The following is a 20,823-nucleotide window of genomic DNA, read 5'->3' as shown; positions in this document are numbered from 1 at the left end:
GGGTGTTGTCTACGCATAGCGTCTTTCATTTTATACATTTTATTTTATTGTTCATCTTTTCAGTTGGCAGTTATAGTTTGGTCCTAGCCTTTTTAAATGCAAAAAAGACCCCTTGAAGAGGCCTGGACGTAACATGGAACAAACATCAAAATGATATTATGAACGCATCATCTCTTTAACCAATTTCCGATTCCGCTTTTTAAAGACATCATTATGAGAAGAAACCATAGCAGTTCCCTCAGCATCAGGTTGGATGAATTGCTTCGCTTTGTTCACTGCATTCGCCGCATCCTGGAAGGTACCCGCAATCAAGTTCAATTTTCCCTCATGTTTCAAGATGTCCCCTGTGCATAAAGACCATCGATGGACGATTCACTGACCGCATTCCCATCAATGAAGAAATCATCTGCAAGCTTTATGTCGATGTCACTATTCTTAATCAATGTCGAATCTTGTTCATAACCATGGTTGATGATCACTTCGTCTATTGCAAGATGAATTGTAGTACCTGTTTCAAGATTCGTCAGTTCGACGCGATCAATGACAGAAGAGTCAGGTCCAGCAAGAAGTTTGGTGATCGATGTATTGTAAAAACATTCGATCGAGCTGTTCGTAAGTTGCGTAATTTGGGATTCATGCCCGTTCAACGCTTCTCTTCTGTACGAGATATATACCTTTTTGGCAACGGTCTCCAACTCATTTGCCCAGTCGATCGCTGAATTCCCACCACCGGAAATGATCACCGTTTTATCTTTGAACCGTTTTAATGATTTCACTGTATAATTCAAATTGGATACTTCAAACCGTTCCGCTCCTTCAATCTGAAGCTTTTGAGGATTCAAAATCCCGCTTCCGACTGCAACGATGACGGTTTTGGAAAAATGCTTCTTGCCGGACGAAGCATGCAAAACAAAAATCCCTTCCTCATCCTGTGTAATCGCCTCTACTTTTTCACCCAAAACCACCGTTGGATTGAAGGTCAAACCTTGCTCTACAAGCTGCTCAATCAGTTTAGCACCTGTAATTGGAGTCAATCCACCAACATCCCATATCATTTTTTCAGGATAGACATGGATCTTCCCACCTAATTTCGGTTGGAATTCAATCAGCTTCGTCTTCATCTCCCTAAGTCCACTATAAAATGCTGAGTACAGCCCAGCAGGTCCCCCACCAATTATCGTCACATCATATCGTTCTTGCTGACCCATCTCCGAACACCCCTTATAACCAACACTTCGATTGATTATCATTCTCATTTAAACATACACTAAATATATTGATTGTTCAATATTGTCATGACAAAAAAAGGTTGACATTAGAAATATATAACTTTATAGTTATGTTGTCAGCGATATTGAGAATCATTATCAATGATATTGAATATCAATCATATGGAGGTAGAGTGATGGCCCGCCTACATACAAAAGACTTGAATATTGGATATGACGAGCGAGCGATTGTCAAAAATCTCAGTGTCGAGATTCCAGATAAGAAAATCACTACGATCATTGGACCCAACGGTTGTGGTAAATCGACCTTATTGAAAGCGATCACACGTATCATTTCACATCAATCCGGAAACGTGGTTTTGGATGGTGAAAACATTACCAAACAAAACACAAAAGAACTTGCGAAAAAAATGGCGATACTACCACAAACACCTGAAAACGCAAGCGGCTTGACTGTGAGTGAACTTGTCTCCTATGGACGTTACCCCTATCAAAAAGGATTCGGCCGTCTTACGAAAAGAGATTACGAGATGATAGATTGGGCACTTGAAGTCACTGGAACGATCGATTTCAAATATCGTCCTGTAGATGCCCTTTCTGGCGGACAACGACAGCGTGTCTGGATCGCAATGGCTCTTGCCCAAGAGACAGATATCATCTTTCTCGATGAACCGACTACCTATCTTGATATGGCTCATCAACTGGAGATTCTGGAATTATTGCAGAACCTCAATATCCAGGAAAAGCGTACGATCATCATGGTCCTTCATGACTTGAACCAGGCAGCCCGGTTTGCGGACTATATCATTGCGATGAAAGATGGTGAAATCGTAAAAGCTGGCGACTACGAAACGGTGATCACGCGTGATGTGCTCAAAAAAGTATTTCAAATCGATGCTGAAATCGGCAGAGATCCCCGGACAAACAAACCGATGTGCATAACATACAATCTACTAAAAGGAGAAAACAAAAATGAAAAAAGTATTGATACCGCTTGCACTCTTGTTGCTTCTCATGGTTAGTGCATGCAATAACGCAGCTTCAGAACAAGGTGATGATGATTCAAAAGATAAAGATGATGAGAAATCCGGCACGATAACCTATGAATCTGAAAACGGTCCTGTTGAAGTGCCCGCTGATCCGCAACGTGTCATCGTCCTTTCATCCTTCGCAGGAAATGTCATGGCGCTTGATGTCCCTCTTGTCGGAGTCGACGCATGGTCCAAAATGAACCCACGCTATGAAAAAGATTTGAAGGATGTTGAAGAAGTTACGGATGAAGACCTGGAAAAAATCATTGAGCTGGATCCTGATTTGATCATCGGTCTATCCAACATCAAAAATGTCGATAAACTACAGGAAATTGCTCCGACCGTCACTTATACCTACGGAAAAGTAGATTACCTGACGCAACACATCGAGATTGGAAAACTACTAAATAAAGAAGAAGAAGCAAAAGCATGGGTAGGGGACTTTGAAAAACGGGCCGAAGCAGCTGGTAAGGAAATCAAAGCGGAAATCGGTGAAGACGCTACCGTATCTGTCATCGAAAGCTTCGATAAACAGCTTTATGTATTCGGAGATAACTGGGGTCGGGGAACAGAAATCCTTTATCAAGAAATGGACTTGAAAATGCCTGAAAAAGTTAAAGAAAATGCACTTGAACCAGGCTATTATACGCTATCCCCTGAGGTATTACCTGAGTTTGCTGGAGATTATATCGTGTTCAGTAAAAACGCAGATGCCGATAATTCGTTCCAAGAAACCGAAACGTATAAAAATATACCTGCCGTCAAGAATGATCGAGTCTTTGAAGTGAATGCCAAGGAATTTTACTTTAATGATCCAATCACCCTTGATTATCAACTCGACTATTTTAAAGAAGCGTTTCTTGGCAAGTGATTTTTGAAACCACCAGGGTGACCTATCAGGCTGAATGCCCATCAGGTCACTCTTTTTCAATCTTCTATCCCTAAATGAAAGAAAGATGCGATACATATGAATGAACAGCCAAAAACAATCACTTTCATATCTAAATTCATACTTGTGCTTATCCTATTCATCGGTGCATTCATTACCTCCATGGTTTTCGGTGCGGCAGATACGACCATCAAGGATGTTTGGTCGGCACTGACATTCCAAAATACAAATGAAGCAGCATTAATGATCAATGAAATAAGGCTGCCACGTGAAATTGGAGCGATTTTAGTTGGGGCTGCACTTTCTGTATCTGGGGCGATCATGCAAGGTTTGACACGGAACCCGCTTGCAGACCCTGGCTTACTTGGATTGACCGCTGGCGCGAATGCTGCCCTTGCTGTCACCATGGTGTTCATACCGACAGCTAATTATTTCGGAATCATGATCGCTTGTTTCGTCGGTGCAGCGGTCGGTGCCACCATGGTCTTCGGTATCGGATCTCTGAAAAAAGGCGGCTTTTCCCCTTTTCGAATCGTTTTGGCCGGGGCTGCTGTTTCAGCATTCCTTTTTGCAGTGGCTGAGGGTGTAGGGATCTATTTTAAAATTTCTAAAGATGTTTCGATGTGGACCGCCGGTGGATTGGTCGGAACATCCTGGAGCCAGTTACAGGTCATCGTACCTTTCATTGTCGTCGGTGTCCTTATTTCCCTAACGCTTTCAAGACAATTGACAATCCTCAGTTTGAATGAAGAAGTAGCAGTCGGACTTGGACAGAAAATCACACAGATTAAAGCGATCCTTTTTGTCGTGATCATCTTATTAGCCGGAGCCTCTGTCGCCCTTGTCGGAAACATGGCCTTCATCGGATTGATGATTCCTCATATCGTCCGTGCTATCGTCGGGACGGATTATCGTTCCATCCTGCCGATGTCTGCGGTACTAGGGGCAACGTTCATGCTGTTGGCAGATACTCTCGGGCGGACGATCAATGCTCCGTTCGAAACACCGGTAGCTGCAATTGTCGCGATCATGGGCCTCCCCTTCTTTCTTGTCATAGTTCGTAAAGGAGGGAAAGCATTCTCATGATCCATCCAGCATTGATCCGAAAACAACGATTAACGATTTTGGCACTGAGCATACTGATTCTGATCACATTCATCATCAGTGTCAGCACAGGGTACGCTGCCTTGTCCTATGACCGGCTGCTCCCTACAATTCTAGGACAAGGAACGTTTAAAGAAGAATTCATTTTATTCGATATTCGCTTACCCCGAATTTTAATTACGTTACTGGCTGGAATAGCTCTTGCTGTATCCGGATCGATTTTACAAGGGATCACCCGTAATGACCTGGCTGACCCTGGTATCATCGGTATCAATTCAGGGGCAGGTGTGGCGATCGCCATCTTCTTTTTGTTCTTTCCGATTGAAGCAGGTTCTTTCGTCTACATGCTACCACTTGTTGCGTTCATTGGCGCCGTTTTGACTGGTTTCTTGCTCTATCTATGTTCTTACGATAAAAAGACCGGCCTCCAACCAGTGCGGTTAGTATTGATCGGTGTCGGTTTTTCAATGGCGATGTCTGGAATCATGATCGTACTTATTTCATCTTCTGAACGTCAAAAAGTTGATTTTATCGCAAAATGGTTAGCTGGAAACATTTGGGGGACGGATTGGCCGTTCATATGGGCGATCCTTCCATGGCTGGTAATCCTCATCCCTTTTACACTGTATAAAGCGAACCGATTGAACCTCCTTGGTGTTAGTGAACCAGTAGCAATAGGTGTCGGCGTTTCCATAGAAAAAGAGCGGATCGTCCTGCTTTTGACAGCGATCGCCCTTGCTGCAGCAGCCGTTTCGGTTACTGGTGGTATTGCATTTGTGGGATTGATGGCACCACATATCGCGAAAGCGTTGGTGGGTCCTCGTCATCAAATGTTCATACCCGTTGCCGTTCTGATCGGCGGTTGGCTGCTACTGCTTGCAGATACGATCGGTCGAAACTTAGTCGAATCGAGCGGCATACCCGCTGGAATCATGGTTGCATTGATCGGAGCACCGTATTTCATGTATTTGTTATTGAAAAAATAAGAGAGGCTGTCTTAAGGGCAGCCTCTTCAGATTCATTTTAACAGGTTCGTATTGATGAGAAGGACGGCAACACCAATAAGCGCTGCAATCGTATAGCTGACATAGCCGACTCTTTTAATCTTCTTGTCTATGTTCGCCTTCCTCTGAAGTTCTTTTAAATAGTCCATGACAAACCACAGACTGAACATGATCCCGACCATCATCAGATATTTTCCTGTTTGGATGAAATGTGCAATCCCTATGAAAGCGAGAACCGCAATGCTGATATTCCCGAGAATGGTATATGTTAAAAGTTTAGTATTGTTCATGTCATGATCATTCCTATCCATTCTTAGTTGCGTTATCCGATCTCTTGATTTTTCGCCAACGATTCAATATCTCAATGCTGCTAATACCCAATACAACCCAAAGTGCGTAGTTATCGAATGCGATCCCAACTGACGATTCTCCACCCAGTAAGGTTAAAACAGCGATCAATCCCAGAAGGAAAAACATCATACCGATTTGCCATTTGAGGACGCTTCGATCGTCCTGATGTATCGTTACGCCTAAAATCAATCCGGTCAGAATGAGTCCCAGAATGCCGAATAAAACCACATACTTTGGGATAGAGCTTAAAAAAGGCAAGTCGGGAAAATAATCTAAAACGAGCAGGATACTGAAAAAGACCATTATACCGATTTGGATTTTGATCCACTTTGTATTTTGCATTCTCTCTCCCCTATCCAGTCAAATATGGTTCAATATCCTTGTTATTCTTCAAAATAACCACTTTTCCATCATATGTACTTAAAAGCTCGAGGATTTCCTGTCTGTTTTGATTTTGGTAGGCTGCGTTCCAGAAGAACATCTTCCGGAAGATTTGGAATGTCGGTTTATAATTCGCTTTTTCAATGCCGATCTTCTGTAAAATGAACCTTTTGATGATTCTATAGACACGTTTTGAATAAGGAATATCCAATAGAATAATGAGATCCGCATTCTTTAGACTAGATTCAATCCAGGTATGATGCGCACCTTCCAGAATCCATTGTTCTGTGCTGATGATTTTGCCTAACCGTTCATCCCTTTCCTGAACGGTTCTTCTGACATCACCAGAAGCCGTCCTTCTCCATACAACATTATCCAGTTCATAGTGCGGGATTCGCAATCGGTTTGATAGGATTTTGGCGAGGGTCGTTTTCCCGCTTCCGACAGAGCCGATGATATGAATTCTTTTCATCATAAGCATACCCGCTTTTAGTTCCAGAACTTTATGAGCATCAAGATACCTCGAAGCAGCCATTTTATCGGATAAATGATAAGTTCCGGTATAGCGAATAATAAATCCGGTACCCAGCTGTCCTTCTTTATATCCTTAACACGTTCCCGCATGTCCCGCTCCCCTTTTTACATACTCCATCATTTGGTTTTTTTACGTTCAAGCAGCTGTTTGGTTTCAAAAGTGGAATATTTTTCATAGAAAAATCACCATTTCAGAATGATTGGTGCGCAAATTTCTACTGGAAACAATCTGTTCACTTCTAGCGATAAACTGTTCACTCTCCGCTTTCCTAGCACATAAAGAAAACTTGGCTGAGCCATAGCTGCACTTATACTTTCTTACAGAACGACGAAAAGGACTGTCCCAAAAGTGCCAGACACTTTTATAGGACAGCCCCTACTCACGCGAATGTACCTCTTACTCTTAATCTACTACTTCAAATTCAACCTCACCGAAATGATCGAAGACGGCACGGTATTTTCCAACTTCAAGTGGAAATGGGCTGAAGAAGGTGCCTGAAGATATGATCATTCCTTTTTTCAAGCTTTTGCCTTGTGAAGCTAACATTTCTTTCAGCCAGACAACAGCATTCAATGGGTTATCCAGCACATAAGCAGACGGTCCTTCTGCCACTATTTCGTCATTGTGATAAACCTTGACAGACAGGTTGTCCAACGGGATTGCAGGTGTCACTTTCAACGGTTCACCCACAACCACTTTACCGGTGACTGCATTATCAGCGATCAACTCACCGATCGAGATTTTCGGAAACCAATCTTCAATACGGCAATCCGGTATTTCAAAACCAGGTGCAATTAGAGAATTTTCAAGGATTTCTGCTGAATCCGCTGATGGCGGAATGTCCTCTCTGATCATGAACATCAGCTCGGCTTCGACAAGCGGGTCGAAGAACTCTTTTTTGCTCAACACACCATCTTTCAACACCGTTTGATCCGTTAATGTCCCATAGACAGGCGCATCGGTATGGAAAACCTTTTGCAGGCCTTTATTCGTCAAACTGATCTTGTACCCTTTAACGGGATCAGCCTTGTCACCACTCAAACGCTGGATGAATTCCTCTTGAACCTCATATAACGCTTCTTCAGTTGAAAAGCCTTCTGTATCGATGGAAGAAAGCTGCTTTTTCTCCTCATGGGCTTTTAGCAATGATGTAACGATTTCCTCTGTTTTAGTCATGTTGATTGATACACCCTTTCTATTCTATAAGAGTAATCGTAATGAACACACAAATATTAAAGAAAAACACCACTAATTGTGGTGCTGATATTTTTTTACACATTACCTTATTTATTTAAATAGCTCAACCGGAAATAAGATTACTTCCGGGATATAAGTGATAATCAAAAGTATGATGATCAGAATTGCAATTTGCGGGAATAAATATTTAAACATTTTCGGTACACCTATTTTTGCAATTGAAGACGTCACAAATAAACATACCCCTAATGGAGGAGTGACCATACCGATTGTAAGGTTGACGGCTAAAATAATACCGAAATGCACTGGATCAATACCGCTAGCTAGGACTAATGGTAAGAACAATGGTGTGAAAATGGAGACAGCACTGATTGTATCAATAAATGTTCCTGCAATTAGTAAGACTAGATTAATAATAAGTAACATTAAGATCGGGTTTTCAGAAACATCTCCCATCATCTCAATTAATTGATTCGGGATTTGGTTGAACGATAAGAACCATATGAAGAGTGAAGCACTTCCGATCAAGAACACAATTGCCGCAGTTGTTTTAGCTGTTGAAAGCATAATAGGCCATAGGTCTTTTATTTTAATCTCTCTATAAATAAACAACCCGATAACCAAGGCATAGACGACAGCTATTACACCAGACTCAGTTGGGGTAAATACTCCTGAAACAATACCCCCAATGATAATAACCGGCATAATCAAAGCAAGAATTGCATCCTTTGCACCAACTACTACTTCTTTTAAGGTGGCTCTTCGATCACTTGAACGATATCCCTCTTTTTTCCCTACATAGTAACTGTACCCCATAAGTCCAATTCCCATTAATACTCCTGGAATAACTCCAGCTATAAATAAATCCCCTATTGAAACACTAGCGATTACTCCATATAAAATCAAGACTATACTTGGGGGGATGATAGGTCCAATTGTTGCAGATGTTGCAACTAAACTGGATGAAAATCTAACATCATATCCCTCTTTATTCATGGCTGGGATCATCATTCCGCCAATAGCAGCTGCTGCAGCGATCGCCGTTCCGGTCAATGCGGAAAAGAATACGCTTGCAAGAACAACGACCATAGCTAAACCACCTGGAAGTGGACCAACAAGTGTTTTGGAAAAATTGATCAAGCGCTTCGAAATACCGCCCTTAGACATGATTTCGCCAGCTAAAATAAACAATGGTACAGCTACTAGAGTGAAGTTATTTACCCCGCTGAAGACTTTTCTCGGAACATTTGTAAGCAGGCCAGGATCTGCTAGGAAAATTCCAAGAATAGAAATGAACCCTAGTGCGAAAGCAATTGGGATTCGTATAAGTATTAATAGAAACAATAGTACAACTAGCCAAATCATGTAAACACCTTCTTAACATGATAATAGATCATAAATAAAGCACTAAGCGGTACAGCAAGATATACATAAGCTTTCTTTATAGGTAAAATCCCAAGAATCTGCCCAGATGCAAAATTGTCCATCACCAGAAGGTAACCGAAGTAAAGAAGGACCACGATTACGATCCCTACAACTATGAATTCGATAATCTCCAAAATTTTAGATAAAAGTATTGGAGCATTTTCCAGCATATCCACTGTCAGGTGATCCCGATTTTTTATAGCAAGCGCGGCACCAAACAAGACACTATAGACAAAACCGATCATTAACGCTTCCTGTGACCAGCTTAGAGGCTGTTTCAAAACGTAACGAAATATGACTTGTAAAAAAGTGATCACTACAGTAGCTGACAAACAGATTGTTATGATGATTTCTAGCAGTTTCCCTAGAAAGGCATCAATTTTACTGAAAACCATACAGCCTCCCCCTTTCTTAAATGAATAGGGGATGACTCACAAGAACCTGACTTGGGGTGCCGGGTACATTGTTCAAGAGTCATCCCCTACAGTATTATTGTTTAATTTTGTTGACCAAGTCTTCCGGCACTTGTGAACTAACAGCGTTTTTTACGTCCTTAGTCGCTTCACGGAATGCATCACGGTCTGGTTCAGTAAAGGTTACTCCATTTTCTTCAAGCTTATTTTGGATTTCCTGTTCTTTTTTAGCTAATGTTTCTCTATGGTATTTTGTAGTTTCTGAAACCGCCTCTTCCACAAGCTTTTGTTGGTCTTCATCAAGCTTACCCCAAGCATTATTGCTCATAACTACAACAGCAGGGGAATAGGTGTGTGCTGTTAATGCTACATATTTTTGAACCTCATAAAATTTCATAGAATCGATGGTAGGCAATGGGTTTTCTTGCCCGTCTACAACACCTTGATCAAGTGCAGAATATAATTCATTGAAGTCAACAGGAGTCGGACTTGCTCCAAAGGCTTTCATATGAGATTCCCAAACAGGAGCTGGTTGAACACGTACTTTTAATCCTTTTACATCATCAGGTGTATCAATTTCCTTTTTATTGTTCGTTAGATGTCTGAAACCCACTTCCCAATAGCCAAGACCTTTCATATTGTGCTCGTCAACTTTCCCTAACAGTTCTTTTCCAATCTCTCCATCTAGAGTGTTGTAAACATGCTCTTCATCATCAAATAAATATGGAATACCGAAAACATTCATTTCAGGAACTGTATTTGCAAAAGAACTATCTGCTGCAACAGTAGTCATATCGACTGAACCATCCATGACCTGCTCAATTACGTCTGCTTCACTTCCAAGAGTTGCATTCCCATGGATTTCTACTTTTACTGACCCGCCAGTCTTTTCTTCCACTAATTCTTTGAATTTTTCAGCTGCAATATGATATTGATGTGATTCAGAGCCTGAGTGGGCAAGCTTAAGCGTTACTGTATCACCTTCACTCCCACTTCCAGAACATGCTGTCGAGACGACAAGTAACAAAGCAAACAAGCCTACGGTCCATAAATTTTTAAGTTTCATGACACTTTTCCTCCCCTTATAACTCTTTTTTATATAATTGAGGTACCCTGCTTGTGAAAATAGGTACATCAGTTCTAACCTTTTTAACTTTCTCTAAATCAAGAACAATGGAGAGAGATTCTTCCTCTTCAACTTTGCCTTCTACCAAGACATCTCCCCAAGGGTCAGTTACCATTGAGGTCCCGCTGAACTCGACTCCATCGTGGGATCCGATCCGATTACAGGAAAGTACATACATCTGGTTTTCAATTGCTCTTGCTTTTTGAAGGGTTACCCAGTGGTTTCGTCGTGCAAGCGGCCATTCCGCAACTATGAATAAGATTTGGGCTCCTTCAAGAGCTACCGAACGGATAAGTTCTGGAAACCTTAAATCATAACAAATGATGACGCCCATCTTAACACCATCTAGTTCAAAGATTTCGGCTGCCCTTTCTCCTCCGGTTAAGAAGTTGGGTTCATCCAGCATCGGAACAAGATGGACCTTATCGTACTGATAAACCTGCTCACCCTTACGGTTAAAAACAAAAGAGGAATTATAAATTTTCCCATTCACTTGATTCGCGACCGAACCACCGATTATATTAATCTCATGTTTTTCCGCCAATTCCTTCAAAAAACTACGAGTAGGTTCCCCATCCTGATCAGCTAATCCATCCAATTGATCCAAGGTATACGCAGTCGTCCACATTTCTGGAAGGACAACCGTGTCTGGAGCATTTTCTTTCACTTCTTTCTCAATCCAAGCCTTGACTTTTTGTCTGTTTTTTTCCGGGTCTCCTGGGAAAATATCCATCTGGTATAGAGAAAACTTCATCCTTCTCCCCCCTAATCAATTAAATTATTGATCTCATATTCTGCCGTAATTTGATCACCATTTAAGGGATCTGAAAATACCATTCTAAACTTATCCCCATATTTGAATCCATCCAGTAATGGGACAGTACCAGAGAATACGATGCTTTTCTTGAGCGGAACATTTTTTTGAATTAAGAATTCTTTTATTTCTTCGTAAGGAATGATTGCGTCAATTGTATCTTTTTGATAGTCGACCCATTCACCATTCAAGTATATCTGTGAAGATAACTCTAACTGATCCCAATGGTCTTTTACCTTTTCAAACGACCATGCTTTGGCCGCGAAGGGTTTGTCACACACTTGTTTCGACTTATTGATGTCTACGGTCTCAAGTGCACGGTCCGTGTGATCACTGCCAACTGTGACATAGACCTCATTTAAAGAATTACCGAATATCAATACGATTTCAGCTTCACCACTCGTTTTATCGCCGATTACTTCAATGTTCTGCCCATGACTTAGACTGCTTGTGCTGACTGGATAAAGTGAAGGTACTTCTTCAGGTTCTGGGACTCCAATTTCAGCGAGTTCCTTTACATGCTCCCACGTTTTTTCTTTATTTCTCCCTGCATAACCGATACAATATGCTTTATTGATTTCAAGTTTCTTCATTTCATCCCCTATTTCCACTATAAAAGGGTTACGTTTTTTCTTCTCGTCTGTATGTTTCATAATTCCCCCACCTGTTAACGCTTACATTTTTACAATGATAAGCTTAGTTATTTTCAACAGATCTTACTGTTTCCCAAGTCTTTTCTAAGTGCCCGATCATCAATTCTTTTGCTTTTGATGCATCACGGGCTTCTAAAGCATCGATGATTTCTTTATGTTCCCTTATGACTTCCCCCATACGGCCTTCCTTCATCAAAGCAGTGTGACCGATCAACCGTGTAAGGTTGTAAACCTCTTTTAAAATTTGTTCTAAAAGGTTTTGGTTCGCAAACTCCAATATTTTCCTATGGAAAAATTGATCTAGTTCAATATATTTAATACGATTATTCTCTTTCATAGCTTCTTCTTGGTTATTAACGATTTCTTTAAGTAATTTGATTTGTTCGATAGAAACTACTGACGCTAAATTCCTTAACCCTTCAGCCTCAATAGATCGGCGCAGAAAGATGATTTGATCTTTTTCGCTTTCTGTTATTTCCCTTACCTTGAAGCCTTTCCTGGGTATGTGGACTAAAAGCCCTTCTTTAAGCAACTCAGAAACAGCTTCTCTTATAGGTGTCCTTGATGTTTCTAACGTTTCGGCAAGTGAAGTTTCCGTTAGCATTTCATGCTTTGGAATCATACCTGTCAAAATCGCATTTTTAATCTGATCATAAACAATTTCTTTTGTTGTTTTTTTCTTTTTAACCGGTTTCATTTTAAAGTTTTCCATAAAAAACCTCTCTAAATGTATAATGTATACATTGTACATAATACCGTATAATTTTCAGAAATGTCAATATTGACAGTAATCTTTCTATTCGGTAATTTTAACCAAAAGAAAAACTGCCGATAAAATCGACAGTTTTTGAAGAGAATTTAAGCAGAACGCACATCCTTCTTCGGTTTCAACGGTTCAGATAGTTTCACCACCCACCTGCTCGTTTGCAGGTATGCCCGTTGGTAGATCGGGCTCTGGATGAAGGTGATGACGAAGGTGAAAATGAAAATAGGCCCCCCAAGCAGCCATCCCAATAAGAGCACGATGCTCTCCACTATGATCCGAACACGGCTGATCGACATACCAAGTTTATCTGAGATCGATAGCATGAAGCCATCCCTTGGTCCAGCCCCGATTCTCGCTCCAGAATACATCCCGCCGCCGATCCCCATCAGCACAATACCTAAAAACAAAACGAGGACATCTGTAAAAGTTGAAGAAGATTTCGGAAAAATCTCGAGATAGAGGAACAGATCGACCAGCGGACCAACAGCCAACGCGTTCAGGAACGTCCCGATATTGATGTAGCTCTTGTCTAAGAAATAGGACACGACAACCAGGAACATACCGACAAGGACAGCCCAGGTCCCGATCGTAAGGCCGAATTTTTCAAATAACGCGATGTTTAATACATCCCATGGATGGATTCCCAAATGCTGCACCTGGATCGCTACAGAAATCCCATAACTGAAAATGATCAGCCCGAGTGTAAAAAAAGGAAATTGGACTTGGAGCTTCATAAGTTGCGCCTTCTTTCAAAATATTAAGTCTTTTCATTTTAGTGCACCACAGCACCGAATTCAATAAAAAAGCTCTACCCACTATAGTAGAACTTTTTCCCAATATTCATCGTTAACTGCATTGCATTTCTTATTCTTTCAAAAGCTGTTCCACCCTGTTTTGCATGGAGAGGATTACGGTACGTTTGTATCTCGCGCCTAGAAGGAGGACTTTGATTTGCTGATAGCGTGAAAGCTTGTGGAAGCGGGGCTCTTTTCTCAAAAAAGTACGGACGATCGCCCAGCTTTTCGGTGTCAACGGAAAATCGTCCAGAGGCTGTTTGTTCCTGATCCGCAAAAAGATCGCCTTTACTTTCGGAGGATCACTGTCATCGACAATACACGGTGCATAGACATTTCGCGTTTCATTACGCAAGTGATCATAGCGTTCGCGGCCGCTTAAAAGGGTATACGTTCCGTCAGCCCGGTTCTTTTTCACGACTAAAATATACATACAATCCCACATCAGGTTTTGCAGCTTCTTGATTTGTTCAGTAATTTTCACTGACAGATCCGGTTTGATCTTGTTCAGCGGGATATATTGTACCGTAAATTTCATCCATACCCTCTCCCTCTACCTGGGCTCATTCCTTTTATAATTATATGAAGGAATCTGGGCGGATGTGACTGTGTCCAATCTTCGACAAACATTTGGACAATCGGTACGTTCGACCATACAACCTGTCTACCCCCTGAATACGATAATATAGTTTCTCTTGCAATTCAGGAGGTGGTAAATTTGCAAAAGTATAACGTTAGGTTGAACGGTAACAATCATGTCCCTTCAGTAGATACCGAAGCTTACGGGATGGCTAAACTCGTCGCAAATGGTTCACAAACCAAAATCAAGTTCATTTTCAAGGTGGACGACATCCGTAATTTCGTACAAGCACATATCCATTTCGGCGCAATCGGGCAAAATGGTCAAGCAACTGTATTATTAAAAGGTGATGAACTGACTTCTTTTGAAGAACAAGCCAGTACAGGTATCCAGAACGGCCTTATAGCAGGCACCATTACAGATAAAAACATCATCAGCAATGATGAAGGGGTGGAAAATGTAAGTGACTTGATCCTTCTCATGGATGAAGGGCTCATGTATATCAATGTAAGTACGGACCAACATCCAGAAGGTGAAATAAGAGGACAAATCATCCCCGTCCGAAAACGACCGTCATTTTAAAGATATAGAAAGGAACCAGGGAAAAACACCTCCGCAAACAGAGGTGTTCTTTATTTTAGTATAAAAAATCAGACGATAGCTGACATCTTGAGCAAATTCGGGGTGATCTTGAACAATTTCAAGGCTATCTTGTACAATTTCATGTGTATCTTGAACAATTTCAGGGACATCTTGTACAATTTGGTACGATTTTACTACGTCAAAATCCTTTCCATCTAATTAACCTAACAACACTACATCTTAAACCGAAATTTCTTCAGTTTTATGTTTCTCTGTTTTATCAATAAGTGTTGTACCGACAAGGTCTCCAGTTACATTCAATGCCGTACAGCCCATACCGACCAGTGCATCGACAGCTGTCAATAGCGCTACGACTTCCATCGGGAGGCCCACTTGTGCAAATACGGTTGCAATCATGATGATGCCTGCACCCGGAACGCCTGCAGTACCGATGGAAGCCAACGTTCCAACAATCACAATCGCAAGCATATCCGTAAAGCTAAGGGCCGTACCCGTGTAATTCGCTGCAAAAACAGCTGAAATGGCGATGCGGATTGCCGCTCCGTCCATGTTGATCGTCGCTCCTAACGGCAGGCTGAAGCTGTAAAGGCTCTTCGATAAACCTAAATTTTCCCCCGCATCCATTGTCAAAGGGAGTGTTCCAGAACTACTCTGTGTTGCAAAAGCGGTAATGACCGGGGTACGAGCATGTCTGAAAAAGTGCAAAGGGTTCTTTTTGAAGACGAGCAGCAGAATCATATAGATCCCCACCTGCACGAACAAAGCGATATAAAGGACAAAAATCATGTTCCCCAGGGACAAAATCGTATCCAAGCCTTGCTTCCCAAGCGTTTCGGCTACAATCGCAAAAATACCGATCGGAACGTAGTGAAGAATGACGTTCAATATCTTAAACGTCGCTTCATTCAATGCTTCGACCCCTTTATATATATGCTCTCCAAGATCGGCATGATGCTCGGAATTCCTTAAAGCGGATATCGCTAACCCGAATGCCAGGGCAGTAAAAATGATTCCGAGCAAATTCATCTCATTGAATGCTTCAATGATATTCGTTGGTACGATATTCAACAAAACATTGACCACACCAGGGTCTTCTGGAACTTCCACTGATTTATCGGTTTCAAGAGACACTCCCGCTCCAGGATCGAAAAGTCCGCCGACAGCAAGGCCAACCATGATTGCTAAGGCAGACGTGAGAACATAATAAATGACTACCTTCGATCCCATCCGCCCTAGATGATCAAGGCGAGTCATATTCACTCCGACAATCAACGTGAACAATACGAGTGGAATGATCAAGAATTGCAGCAAACGAAGCAACAGCTCGCCGAATGGTGCTAGAACCGCCGTTTGTTCTCCAAAAATGATACCTGTAAAAATACCTAATATGAGTGCTACTGTGATTTTTATGATCAACGATGATTTCAAATACCCACTCATGATTCGTTTCATACTAAAAATCCTCCTCCCTATAAAATATATTAATCTTATAGTAATAGTGGGGATTAAATTTACACGACCTTCCCGGATCTGTCAATCAAGACGTGTTGTCAGTACATGCTATTCAGTTGCTCGAGGGTTTCCAGGATATGATCGACTAATGCCGGGATATCTTCAATCTGATCTTCATTGATTTTACGATTGAATCCGACCTCGATCGTATTCATGAATACAGGTTGGTCTGGACCATAAACAAAGGAAATTGTCTGAGTAAGCGGCCGCTGGCTCCAGATCGTTTGCATACCTGCTTCAATCTGGCTGCATTCAGCCTCGACGTCCTCTACCTGCTTATAAAATCGGACCAACAACGTGCAACCCGGCTTTTCACCTGAGGTTTCCAGGATTTCCGCAGCTAGATCCTGCAGAGACGCTCCTAACAAAATTTCTGCCGTGACATCTTTTTGATCCGCCAGGGTGAACTGGAGGCTGAACGCCCTCGACATCGTTGCCATCTCAAGCTTATCTTTTCGATTGCTGATCGATACTTCACCACTCACATTATCAAGGTCGTATACATAGTTTTCAAACGCAACTTTCAAATTATCGAATATCGTAGGGTCATACATCATGCTCATCTACCTTTTTTAGATTCCAATTGGTTTATTTCATCGTATCATGACTGGATTCGACTCTTAAAGAAACGATACTTCTATTAAAAGTATCGCCAAATTCTGTGGGATTTAATTCAATTTTCTTACTCACTCATAAAGAAAACTTGGAAAGCCGAGTCTTAGCGTAGCTGTGCCTTAGTTACCCTTATATTGAAGATTAAATGAAAAAAACCCCTGATTCATAAATTGAATCAGGGAGATACTTTTTACATTACCGATACGGAATTGCCTCCTTGGCCGATAAAACTTACTTTACGGCAATCGAAGGTGACGATACTCCCTGTAGAGGTGTCTTGACCAGTAACACAACACGTCTTAGGGTCAAAACACAAAAACAGTAACGTAAGTGTTGTTCCACCGAAAAAGACTGTGATCGTACGTCCTACTCTCAAATCTTTGAATATTTTACAAGAACAAAAGTCAAAGCAAGATTTAGAACAAGATTTAGAGCATTTAGAACGAGAATGTGAATGTGAATGAGAGCGGGAGCAAGAACAGGAATGCTTGGAGGAGCAACAAGAAAAAGACTGAGAACATGAACAACTCATATTCGTATTCCCTCCCTTCTATGGGGGAATACTATATTCTATTAAACTGCTACCCCAAAGGTATAGACCCATTTACTAGATTTGAAACATTTTAATAGAGTTGCACTTCTGCTCCGCTTCTGTACCAGGCACGACAATTTCCCCCTTCTCCCCCAAGGGTTCCGCGAAGGTGCCTGGCACCGAAGCGGAACCCTTGGGGCAGTTGAGGTTTGAAAGTGTGCCAGGCACCGATCAGAAGTCCTTGCGGCGCAAGGGGTTTGAGATGGTGCCTGGCACGCTTATCACGCTCATCACCAGTAGAACATCACGGAGAGCATGATGACGATGAACCATAGCAGGGCTGACGGGATGCCGACTTTGAGCAGATCCGTTTCTGAAAAATACCCGTATGAATGACTGATCAGATGGACTGGCGATTGAGTGATCAGCATGAACCCGGGGACACCGGTAAGGAAGACGGCCATCGCGACAACCAAAGGTGAGAAATCCGGAATGTCCTGACCGATCGTGATTGCAAGTGGAATCATGATCGCCAGGAACCCTAGGATATTTACAAAAATAATCCGCAATAAAGCGGTACAAATCACCAGGACGAAGACGATCAACCACGATGATTCACTCGCCAACACGCTTAAGAGATAGTCCGAAATCCACTTGATCGCACCGGTCTTGATCAGCATGCCCGACACCATCAAGGTACTTGCGAAAAACAGCATCATATCCCAATCAATCGCCTTCTTCGCTGTTTCCCAATTCCATACCCCGATCCCCGGCAGCACCGTGAGCGCAGCACTCAATAAACCGACGAGCGATATGGAAAGTCCGTGCCAGTTATGGGTCGCCCATAAAAGGATCGTCATCGCCATGATTCCCATCACTTTTTTCTCAGGAAGACTCAGTTTCCCAAGCTCGCTGATCTTATCATCCAACAATCCCATCAAATGTTTCCGGTCGATATTTTCCGGCGGAAACACATATAAGAACAATAACCATAACAGCATCACAAACAACAAAATCGGCGGCACGAAATACCCAAGCCACTTCACATAATTCAGATCAGGAGAGATTTCCGAGAAAAGTCCGAATGTATAGATCGTCGAGCTTGCTCCGGTCGCCACGACTGCACCCGAAATCGCTACTAAATAAGCGATCCCGATGAATAACGATTTCCCCAGATTTTCGACTCCGCGGATCTTTTTCAAGCTGTCCATCAAACGATCAAGAACCGAGGAAACAAGGCTTCCCTTTCCGACATTCGAAGGGATCAGCATTGACAGGACAAACATCAATATGAAAGAAAACAAGATCAATAGCCTGCCCGACCCACCTGATAATTTAAGCATCTTCAAAGACACCCTGCTTGCAAGCCCGGTACTGATGAACGCCCGTGATATGATGAATGTGGAAAAAAGCAGCCAGACGATATCCGTACTTATATAACCGAGCGTCTCTTCATAACTGAAAAAATGGAAGGAGAGAATCAAAATCAATAGAATCGAGCTGAACGCTAGCGGAAAGACCCTTCCGATCCATAGCATTTGGATGATGACCAATGTAACGGCTGCCTGCACTTTGATATCCCAATCCAAAAAAGGCAGAAAAAAGACCACATATAAAATGAGCGAAAGTAAACCGACTACTACCTTCTTATCCATGACAAACTCCTAGTTTATGTGTAAAAAAGGGTGTCCCTTAGTGTCTGACACTTTTTTTGGGACAACCCTTCCATTCATTTTGCAACTTCTGAATTTTTCTTTTTACTGTAATCTGCGGCAGCCGCTCCTGCCAATTTACCGAAAACCGCTCCCGACATCAGGCCGGATCCACCAGGGTAGTTTTCATAAAAGAGGCCTCCGACCATTTCTCCTGCTGCAAACAGTCCATCCAGCGCCCCGCCACAAACACTTAGAACTTCACCGTCCGGGCTGACATGGAGTCCCCCGAAAGAGAAGGTGATGCCGCACGTGACCGGAAACGCATAGAACGGTCCTTCTTCAATCGGGAGAGCCCAGTTCGTTTTTGGAGGTGTGACCCCGCACGTTCCTTTTCCGTCCTTTACAGTCGGATTGTACTCCCCGTCCTGCACGGCTTCATTATATTCTTGGATCGTTTTTAAAAATGATTCCTTATCCACTGGAAGCTTTTCGACTAGATCTTCAAGGCGGTCCGCCTGGTAAAAGGTCGCTTCCTCCAGGTCGTACTCTTTACGAAGCATCGGACGGACCTGCGCATCATAAATCTGATAGGCGATATGTTCCGGTTGCTTCAAGATTTCGCGACCGTATTTCGCATAGGTGTAATTCCGGAAATCAGCTCCCTCATCGACAAACCGTTGACCGTCTTTATTCAGCATGATGCTGAGCGGATAGGAGTGCTTTTTAAAAATATCGCCTGGTTTCGTGAAGTCCCCAACCTTGGGCGCATTCGCATCGGTCCCGATCGAGTGGCAGCCTGCCCAATTGCCGAACTTCTCCGCCCCGACAGCCAGCGCCATCGAAAGCCCGTCGCCGGTGTTATATTCTGTACCCCGTACAATCGCTGCCTGCCATTCATCACCAATATGGTCAGACCGCATCTGCTTACTCGCTTCGAAACTTCCACAGGCTAAAACGACGCTGGTCGTCTTGATTTCAAGGGATTGACCATCTTTCTCGACCACAATCGAGGAAATCCGTCCATCCTCTTTCTTAAGCTCTTTGGCCCGGGCTTCATACCAGATTTCAATTCCGAGTTCCTCGACACGCTTGAAGAGACTCGTCATCAAGCCGATTCCTTTGTTCTCTGTTTTGACCGGAAGACCACCCCAGAAATGATACTTCCCTTCTTTTTCAAACGATTGATTTTCATAGTTGAGCTCGAACTTGACGCCCTGCTCTTTCATCCACTTGATCGTCTCATAAGAACGGTTGACCAGCTGACCTGCCAGCTCTGGATCACTTTTGTCGTTGTTTACCCGCATCAGATCATCATAATAATCCGAGGGCGAATATTCTGGCATGACAATTCTCTCTGCTTCTTCCTCTGTCACATCAGGCATCAGTTTTAAAATATCAGCGAGATCATTGTAGGCGCATCGGATTGCACCATCTGTAAAATAGGAATTCCCGCCTCTTTTATGCTCAGGAGCACGCTCCAATACAAGCACGTTGGCATTGTTCTCCCTTGCAGAAATAGCAGCACATAACGCCGCATTTCCTGAACCGACGACGACTACATCAACATTTGTTTCAGGATGATTGGACATCCGTCTCTCCACCTCCAATTTTCCA

22 protein-coding genes and 1 pseudogene are annotated in these 20,823 nt (G+C 42.5%); 5 read left to right on the top strand and 18 right to left on the bottom strand.

What is annotated here, in order from left to right; all coding sequences use genetic code 11:
- Positions 1–156: 156 nt before the first annotated feature.
- Positions 157–1,208 (bottom strand): annotated as a pseudogene (locus tag N8M93_RS15820) (NAD(P)/FAD-dependent oxidoreductase).
- A gap of 197 nt (positions 1,209–1,405) precedes the next feature.
- On the opposite strand from N8M93_RS15820, the gene N8M93_RS15815 reads away from it, so the two are divergent.
- From N8M93_RS15815 to N8M93_RS15800, 4 genes are all read left to right on the top strand, one after another.
- Positions 1,406–2,251 (top strand): ABC transporter ATP-binding protein, encoded by an 846-nt coding sequence (locus tag N8M93_RS15815; RefSeq protein ID WP_261133445.1) that lies wholly within the window; start codon positions 1,406–1,408, stop codon positions 2,249–2,251.
- Positions 2,202–3,131, top strand: a complete 930-nt coding sequence (locus N8M93_RS15810) for an iron-hydroxamate ABC transporter substrate-binding protein (protein ID WP_261133444.1) — start codon at positions 2,202–2,204, stop codon at positions 3,129–3,131. Before N8M93_RS15815 ends, N8M93_RS15810 begins: the two co-directional genes overlap by 50 nt.
- Before the next feature lie 96 nt (positions 3,132–3,227).
- Positions 3,228–4,235 (top strand): iron ABC transporter permease, encoded by a 1,008-nt coding sequence (locus tag N8M93_RS15805; protein ID WP_261133443.1) that lies wholly within the window; start codon positions 3,228–3,230, stop codon positions 4,233–4,235.
- Positions 4,232–5,239, top strand: coding sequence for an iron ABC transporter permease (locus tag N8M93_RS15800; RefSeq protein ID WP_261133442.1), 1,008 nt, complete (start codon positions 4,232–4,234; stop codon positions 5,237–5,239). Before N8M93_RS15805 ends, N8M93_RS15800 begins: the two co-directional genes overlap by 4 nt.
- A 32-nt stretch (positions 5,240–5,271) precedes the next feature.
- On the opposite strand, the gene N8M93_RS15795 is transcribed toward N8M93_RS15800, so the two are convergent.
- The 13 genes from N8M93_RS15795 to N8M93_RS15735 all read right to left on the bottom strand — a co-directional run bounded on the left by N8M93_RS15795 (position 5,272) and on the right by N8M93_RS15735 (position 14,250).
- Positions 5,272–5,547, bottom strand: a complete 276-nt coding sequence (locus N8M93_RS15795) for a hypothetical protein (RefSeq protein ID WP_261133441.1) — start codon at positions 5,545–5,547, stop codon at positions 5,272–5,274.
- Positions 5,548–5,560: 13 nt separating this feature from the next.
- A complete protein-coding gene (locus N8M93_RS15790) occupies positions 5,561–5,950 on the bottom strand; it encodes a hypothetical protein (protein ID WP_261133437.1) in 390 nt (129 codons plus the stop codon).
- A gap of 10 nt (positions 5,951–5,960) precedes the next feature.
- Positions 5,961–6,464, bottom strand: a complete 504-nt coding sequence (locus N8M93_RS15785; RefSeq protein ID WP_314728295.1) for a shikimate kinase — start codon at positions 6,462–6,464, stop codon at positions 5,961–5,963.
- A 14-nt stretch (positions 6,465–6,478) separates the two neighbouring features.
- Positions 6,479–6,613, bottom strand: coding sequence for a hypothetical protein (locus N8M93_RS15780; RefSeq protein ID WP_261133436.1), 135 nt, complete (start codon positions 6,611–6,613; stop codon positions 6,479–6,481).
- 313 nt (positions 6,614–6,926) lie between these two features.
- Entirely contained in the window at positions 6,927–7,700 is a 774-nt protein-coding gene (locus tag N8M93_RS15775) for a 2-keto-4-pentenoate hydratase (protein ID WP_261133435.1), read from the bottom strand.
- A 111-nt stretch (positions 7,701–7,811) separates the two neighbouring features.
- Positions 7,812–9,086: a TRAP transporter large permease gene (locus N8M93_RS15770; RefSeq protein ID WP_261133434.1), complete on the bottom strand. Its 1,275-nt coding sequence runs from the start codon at positions 9,084–9,086 to the stop codon at positions 7,812–7,814.
- Positions 9,083–9,541 carry a TRAP transporter small permease gene (locus N8M93_RS15765; RefSeq protein ID WP_261133432.1) on the bottom strand — a complete coding sequence of 153 codons (459 nt, stop codon included), beginning with the start codon at positions 9,539–9,541 and terminating at the stop codon, positions 9,083–9,085. Before N8M93_RS15765 ends, N8M93_RS15770 begins: the two co-directional genes overlap by 4 nt.
- A gap of 94 nt (positions 9,542–9,635) precedes the next feature.
- Positions 9,636–10,625: a TRAP transporter substrate-binding protein gene (locus N8M93_RS15760; RefSeq protein WP_261133431.1), complete on the bottom strand. Its 990-nt coding sequence runs from the start codon at positions 10,623–10,625 to the stop codon at positions 9,636–9,638.
- Between the two features lie 16 nt (positions 10,626–10,641).
- The gene (locus N8M93_RS15755; protein WP_261133429.1) at positions 10,642–11,439 is read right to left on the bottom strand and encodes a carbon-nitrogen family hydrolase; all 798 of its coding nucleotides are present in this window, start codon (positions 11,437–11,439) and stop codon (positions 10,642–10,644) included.
- 11 nt (positions 11,440–11,450) lie between these two features.
- Positions 11,451–12,152 (bottom strand): DUF2848 domain-containing protein, encoded by a 702-nt coding sequence (locus N8M93_RS15750; RefSeq protein ID WP_261133427.1) that lies wholly within the window; start codon positions 12,150–12,152, stop codon positions 11,451–11,453.
- Positions 12,153–12,195: 43 nt separating this feature from the next.
- On the bottom strand, positions 12,196–12,864 hold the full coding sequence (locus N8M93_RS15745) for a GntR family transcriptional regulator (RefSeq protein WP_261133425.1): 669 nt from the start codon (positions 12,862–12,864) through the stop codon (positions 12,196–12,198).
- A gap of 146 nt (positions 12,865–13,010) precedes the next feature.
- On the bottom strand, positions 13,011–13,652 hold the full coding sequence (locus tag N8M93_RS15740; protein ID WP_261133423.1) for a YitT family protein: 642 nt from the start codon (positions 13,650–13,652) through the stop codon (positions 13,011–13,013).
- 130 nt (positions 13,653–13,782) lie between these two features.
- Positions 13,783–14,250, bottom strand: coding sequence for a hypothetical protein (locus tag N8M93_RS15735; RefSeq protein WP_261133421.1), 468 nt, complete (start codon positions 14,248–14,250; stop codon positions 13,783–13,785).
- Between the two features lie 171 nt (positions 14,251–14,421).
- Here N8M93_RS15735 and N8M93_RS15730 point away from each other — a divergent pair, with 171 nt between their 5' ends.
- Positions 14,422–14,874: a CHRD domain-containing protein gene (locus N8M93_RS15730; RefSeq protein ID WP_261133420.1), complete on the top strand. Its 453-nt coding sequence runs from the start codon at positions 14,422–14,424 to the stop codon at positions 14,872–14,874.
- Between the two features lie 240 nt (positions 14,875–15,114).
- Here the strand turns inward: N8M93_RS15730 and N8M93_RS15725 are convergent, their stop codons facing one another.
- The 4 genes from N8M93_RS15725 to tcuA all read right to left on the bottom strand — a co-directional run bounded on the left by N8M93_RS15725 (position 15,115) and on the right by tcuA (position 20,798).
- Positions 15,115–16,347, bottom strand: coding sequence for a dicarboxylate/amino acid:cation symporter (locus N8M93_RS15725; protein WP_261133418.1), 1,233 nt, complete (start codon positions 16,345–16,347; stop codon positions 15,115–15,117).
- 98 nt (positions 16,348–16,445) lie between these two features.
- Positions 16,446–16,964 carry a hypothetical protein gene (locus N8M93_RS15720; protein ID WP_314728294.1) on the bottom strand — a complete coding sequence of 173 codons (519 nt, stop codon included), beginning with the start codon at positions 16,962–16,964 and terminating at the stop codon, positions 16,446–16,448.
- A gap of 880 nt (positions 16,965–17,844) precedes the next feature.
- Positions 17,845–19,209 carry an SLC13 family permease gene (locus N8M93_RS15715; protein WP_261133416.1) on the bottom strand — a complete coding sequence of 455 codons (1,365 nt, stop codon included), beginning with the start codon at positions 19,207–19,209 and terminating at the stop codon, positions 17,845–17,847.
- 74 nt (positions 19,210–19,283) lie between these two features.
- On the bottom strand, positions 19,284–20,798 hold the full coding sequence (gene tcuA / locus N8M93_RS15710) for an FAD-dependent tricarballylate dehydrogenase TcuA (RefSeq protein ID WP_261133414.1): 1,515 nt from the start codon (positions 20,796–20,798) through the stop codon (positions 19,284–19,286).
- Between the last annotated feature and the right edge of the window lie 25 nt (positions 20,799–20,823).

Source organism: Bacillus sp. Marseille-Q3570 (assembly GCF_946151055.1).
Taxonomy (GTDB): Bacteria; Bacillota; Bacilli; order Bacillales; family Fictibacillaceae; genus Pseudalkalibacillus.
This window is presented reverse-complemented; position numbering and strand designations above follow the sequence as displayed.